Annotated in this window: 4 protein-coding genes; all 4 read right to left on the bottom strand. The window is 68.9% G+C overall.

Features of this window, described 5'->3' with window-relative positions:
* Positions 1-451: 451 nt before the first annotated feature.
* Positions 452-1,213, bottom strand: a complete 762-nt coding sequence (locus tag VIB55_RS06710) for a hypothetical protein (RefSeq protein WP_331875898.1) — start codon at positions 1,211-1,213, stop codon at positions 452-454.
* 820 nt (positions 1,214-2,033) lie between these two features.
* Positions 2,034-2,216 carry a DUF1540 domain-containing protein gene (locus tag VIB55_RS06705; RefSeq protein ID WP_331875897.1) on the bottom strand — a complete coding sequence of 61 codons (183 nt, stop codon included), beginning with the start codon at positions 2,214-2,216 and terminating at the stop codon, positions 2,034-2,036.
* A 187-nt stretch (positions 2,217-2,403) separates the two neighbouring features.
* On the bottom strand, positions 2,404-4,725 hold the full coding sequence (locus VIB55_RS06700; RefSeq protein WP_331875896.1) for a DUF2723 domain-containing protein: 2,322 nt from the start codon (positions 4,723-4,725) through the stop codon (positions 2,404-2,406).
* A 147-nt stretch (positions 4,726-4,872) separates the two neighbouring features.
* Positions 4,873-5,077: ATP-binding protein (locus VIB55_RS06695; protein ID WP_331875895.1), on the bottom strand; the 205-nt coding region annotated here is incomplete at its 5' end.

Here is a 5,077-nt window from a genome sequence, read left to right as displayed (position 1 = left end):
GTTCGATCGGGGGCCCCTCCCCCGGCCCCTCCCCCGGCAAACTGCGCCGGGAGAGGGGGGAACTTCGAGCGCGTTTCGACCGGGATCGGCGCATGCCTCGGGAGCCCCCTCTCCCGGCCTCTCCCCCGCAAACTGCGCGGGAGAGAGGGGAACTTCGACCGCGTTTCGACTGGCTGCCGGTGCACGCCGCGGCAGCCCTCTCCCCCCGGCCCCCGTCCCCCGCTGCGCAGGGGAGGGGGAGACCTGAATTGCGCTTCGGCTGGCGTTACGCGCCGGGCTGGCTCCCTTCCCCCGCGCAGTTTGCGGGTGAAGGGTTGGGGATGGGGGGCGCCGGCCCGAGCACCGGGCCCGTGGCCACGCACCACAGTTCGAAGTGTACCCCCTCTCCCACGCTGTTTGTGGGAGAGGGTGGTCGAGCCTAAGCGAGGCCGGGTGAGGGCCTGGGTGGTGGCTACGCGTCCCATGCGCTGCCTCCGCGGCGTGCGCCGGCGCGGCGGTCGGGGATGCTGTCGGGGCGAAGGCGGGCCGCCGGCTCGTGCACCAGCTCCACCTCGCGCTGGCCCGTGCGCGCGCCCCAGCCCTTGGCCATCCCCACGACCGAGGGGCGGCGGAAGCGCCCGCCCTCGCGCAGCCCCACCCGGCCCACGCCCGTGCGCCGGAACTCCAGCTTCACGTCGGCGCGCCAAGTTGGGCCCGCGCCGTCGGTGGAAAGCAGCAGCGCCGCGTCCGTCTCCCGCGCCAGGGCGCGCAGCCGGTGCGCCTCTACCGGCTCGGGCGCCGGGCCGTCGAGCACCACCAGGGCAAAGGCCCCGGTACGCAGCAGTGTCTCGGCCACCCACGCCCCCTCCATCGCCTGCCCGGCGCTGGGCGGACGCGCCACCCACAGCCCCGGCGCGGAGTGCCCGTTTTCCCAGCACCACGAGGCCGGGTCCAGCGTGCGCGTGGCATCCACCAGCGCCACCAGAACGTCGCGGCACGCCGCCTCCACCAGCACGCGCAGCGCGGCGGTGCGGCCGGCGGTGGCCTCGCCCGCCCACACCGTCAGCGCGCGCCGGGGAACGCCTCCGGGCACCAGCGCGTCCAGCGCCGCCACGCCCGTGCGAAAGCCGGGTTGCTCGCGCGACGGCGCCTGCCCCGGCAGCGGCACGATGGCGCTGCCGAAGCGCTGTTCCAGGTTCGCGCGAAGCAGCTTGAGGTCGGGTGCGGCACTCACGTTTGCGGTCCTGCCTGGGGGTGACAATTCACGGTTCCCGTCACCGGGCAAGCAAGAGTAATACCGAATAAAATCCGAATCAAGCCTTCGCTATCAACTCCCTAAGTGGTTGCCAATCGTGTATTTAGGATGAAGTAAACGGAATGTGCTACCGTCTACATTGCGAACGTTCACGCCCGGCTATTCCGTCCATCTCACTGGCAGAATGCGGAGTGTGTGGCGGCACATGAACAGGGTGTGCGGCAGAAGTGGGCAGGAGCGTCCACGAGGGAGATGTTCTCTTGCGGCCACCATCGCAGGAGACCTCGATGGAGGGCAGAGGCCGGGGCGTGCCTCGTCGTGGAGGGCACACGACAGCAGGCCAGTCCACGAAGGTGGACATCGTGTGGTTGTTGCAGCGAATTCATTCGCCCGGGGAGGCTTGGGGCACTCCCCCGGGCGAGGACCAGGACCGAGGCCCATGGTTCCGTGTCGCTGCCGCGCCCCAGCCAAGAGGCATCCGCGACAAGATCCCACGGCCCTGCATGGTATGCACTGCGGGCCGGTTCGGTGCGCCCGGGCCTCTGGATGACAGATTGCCCGGGCTGAGGGTGGTGCGATCAGCTGAGAAGCAGCACTCGAAGCAGGGCAGAAGCCGGGACGCGCTCCATCGTGGAGGCCACCCCACAGCAGGCCAGTCCACGAAGGTGGACATCGTGTGGTTGTTGCAGCGAATTCATTCGCCCGGGGAGGCCTGGGGCGCTCCCCCATGGATGACAGATAAAAAGCGGGCGCCCCTAGCTGGAGGGGCGCCCGGCTCGTGAGGCAGGTCCGTCGCGAACTACGGGCGCGGACGGGTGTTGCCCTCGGGCGTGTAGGTGCCGCACTCGGCGCCGCTGCCGCTCACGCGCACCTCGATCTGCCCGGCGTGGCACTCGTGGTGTTCGTTGAACTTGCAGTCCGTCACGGTGCACGCGCCCACCACCGACGTCTGCGCCTGCGCCCTCTCCAGGGGATTCTGCATGGTGTGACCTCTCCGGTTGAGTATCGGTGTCGTGCCCGGCTCCATACTCAGGCAAGCTACGGGCCATAAACCTCGCAAACTTCATTCTGGCAACAGCTTGCGAATGATTCTCAATCGTCCCGCGACGTGAAGCGCCCCTCCGGAAGGTACGGAGGGGCGCTTCGGGCAGAGCGGGAAGCGGCGCGTTTCAGCGCTCGGCGAGCGCCTGGAATTCCTGGGCCCGGGCCTCGTCGCGCACGGCCTGCTGTTCGTTGGCGCGCACCCGCTCGGCGGTGGACAGCGCCAGCCATGCGTAGGTGTACTGCATGGGAATGTTGCGCGTGGCGTCATCCGCCCAGACGGCCTTCTGGGCCAGTCCATGGTACTGCGCCTCGCGCTCCAGCATCGCCCGGTTGCGGTCGATGTCCATGTAGCCGCCGGTGAACTGCATGATGTTGGGGTCCGCCGGCATCCGCGTCAGCTGGGCCGCCTGCGCCTCCTGCGGCGTCACCAGCTTGAACGACATCCCTGTGCGCGTCACGTGCTCCAGCAGCCCCAGCTCGGCGTGCGTGTAGGTGGTGGACGCAAAGTGGATGGGACGGTCGCCCCAGGCGTGGTTCAGCATCACCGCCAGGAACTGATGCGCGGGGCTGAGCACGGTGCCCGGCTGGATGGTGAACGTCTGCCCGCGCGCCTGGTACGTCATCCCCTCGCCCGCCTGCTGGGCGTATCCCGCCGCCACCTGGTCGATCTGCACGTCGGTCAGCGGCACGATGGCGCGGGTGGGCGCCCGGTTGGCCGCGGCGTAGAACGCGGGGGCCCTGGCTGCGTCGAACGGCCGCTGGCAGATGATGACCGTGGGATCGGCCTCGGACGCACCGGGGCGCGGGCACGGCTGGCTGAGGCCGCGCAGCTGCTTGACGTACCATCCCGTGTTCAGGTACGACATCACGATCACCGTCACGTCGCGGCGGATGCCCTCTACCTCCTGCACGTACCAGAGCGGGAAGGTGTCGTTGTCGCCGTTGGTGATCAGCACGCCGTACGGCTCCACCGACTGCAGCAGGTTGTACGCGAAGTCGCGCGCCGCGTAGTCGCCCGCCCGGGTGGCGTACTTCCAGTTGAGGCCCAGCGGGAGCAGGGCGACCAGCATCACCGGCGCCGCCGTGAGGATCGCCTTGCGGGTGCGCCCCAGGTTGTCGGCCAGGCGCAGCCACAGCGCCGTCAGCCCGATTCCTACCCACAGCCCCCAGACGGAGAAGGTGCAGATGTAGAAGTAGTCGCGCTCGCGCACCTCCGTCTCGGGCTGGTTGATCACCTGCCCCTGCACGTAGCCGTACTTGAAGTTCATGTAGAACACCAGCACGATCGACAGCGTAAAGAACAGGGTGCCAATGTACCAGAAGCTCTTCTTGTCTCGCCGGTAGTGCTCCATGGCGCCCCAGATGCCCAGCCCCAGGAACAGCAGCGTAAACGGAAGCCGGGCCCCGGGCAGGTAGCCCTGGCGCCCCTGCAGCGACCGCGACCACTGCCAGTCGAAATACTGGAAGAAGTTCGCCATCTGCATCCCGAACGGCGCCATCCGCTGGCCCACGGGCGGCTTCTGGTACTGCTCGCGGCGCAGCACGGAGCCCAGCATCTCGCAGCCGGCGTCGGCCTTGCCGTCGGTGAAGATGGTGGTCATGGCGGCGCCCAGCCCGGCATCCTGCTGGCAGGTGGGCGAGGCCTCGTTGATCACCGGGTTCAGCCCCGCCCGGATGGGCAGGTACAGCTGCATGGAAAGGCCCAGCAGCACCACCGGCACGCCGAACGCGTACAGCTTCCAGTTGAGCAGCGAGCGCCACTTCACCAGCACCAGGAAGATGAGCAGGGCCGGCGCGGCCAGGAACGCCATCTTGTGGTTGCCGATGGAAAGCGCCAGCACGTACAGCACGAACAGCATGGCGTTGTCGTCGTGCCAGCGGCCGGTCTTCTGCCCGGAGTGCGCCTCTACCCGGTCGCGCCAGCGGAACGCCACCCACGACATCAGCGCGATGGTGAACAGCGTGACGGTGTACACCTTTTCGTTCACGTTGCTCTGGTTCCACACCGTGAACGCCGTTCCCGAAACGATCACCGCCGCCGCGGCGCCCACCCGGCGCACCAGCTCGCTGGGGGTGAAGTACGCCAGGATGCGGTGAACGACGAGGAACCAGAAGAACGAGGCCCCCGCCGTCATGAACGCCGAGAAGAGGTTGATGCGCACGGCCACCGGCAGCCCCAGCGGTGACAGCAGCAGCGACCAGGCCTTGGCCACCAGGACGAAGGTGGGGTTTCCCGGCGGATGCGGAACGCCCAGCACGTGCCCGGTGGCGATGTACTCGCTGGTGTCCCAGAACGCCGTCGTGGGCGCCAGGGTGATGGCGTACAGCACGAACAGCGCGGCAGCCGCGGCGAACGCCCACAGGAAGGGCGGGCGGTACGTCTCGGCGGCGAAAACGGGCTCCGTCCGCGTCGGGGTTACCCGCGCGGTCTGGGCGGCTTGGTTCATCGGGGGCGCTCGTGTGGGACAGGGTGCCTGCTGGGGCAAAATCCCTGCAAACTAAGGGACCGTGCCTGCGTGCGGAAGTGCGCCGGTGCGTCGCTGATGCCCTTCACGCACGCATAGGACGTGGCGGGGCCGAAGATGGTTGCCCGCTCAGGCGCTCCCCCGCGGAAGCACCAGGGTGAACACGCTCCCCTCGTCCTCGCGGCTGGTGACGCGCAGGTCCCCGTTCATGGCGCGCGCAAGGTCGCGGCTGATGGCCAGCCCCAGCCCGGTTCCCTCGGCGATGCGGGTGAGCGCCGGGTCCACCTGCACGAACGGCTCGAAGATGGCATCGAGCTTGTCCGCCGGAATGCCC

The organism is Longimicrobium sp. (genome assembly GCF_036554565.1).
In the GTDB taxonomy this organism is placed as follows: Bacteria; Gemmatimonadota; Gemmatimonadetes; order Longimicrobiales; family Longimicrobiaceae; genus Longimicrobium.
The sequence above is the reverse complement of the archived record's forward strand: the minus strand, read 5'-3'. Positions and strand labels throughout refer to the sequence as shown.

Excerpts from the sequence above, each read along its gene's own strand:
- VIB55_RS06705 (WP_331875897.1), bottom strand. The coding sequence starts at position 2,216 with ATGCAGAATCCCCTGGAGAGGGCGCAGGCGCAGACGTCGGTGGTGGGC.
- VIB55_RS06700 (WP_331875896.1), bottom strand. The coding sequence starts at position 4,725 with ATGAACCAAGCCGCCCAGACCGCGCGGGTAACCCCGACGCGGACGGAG.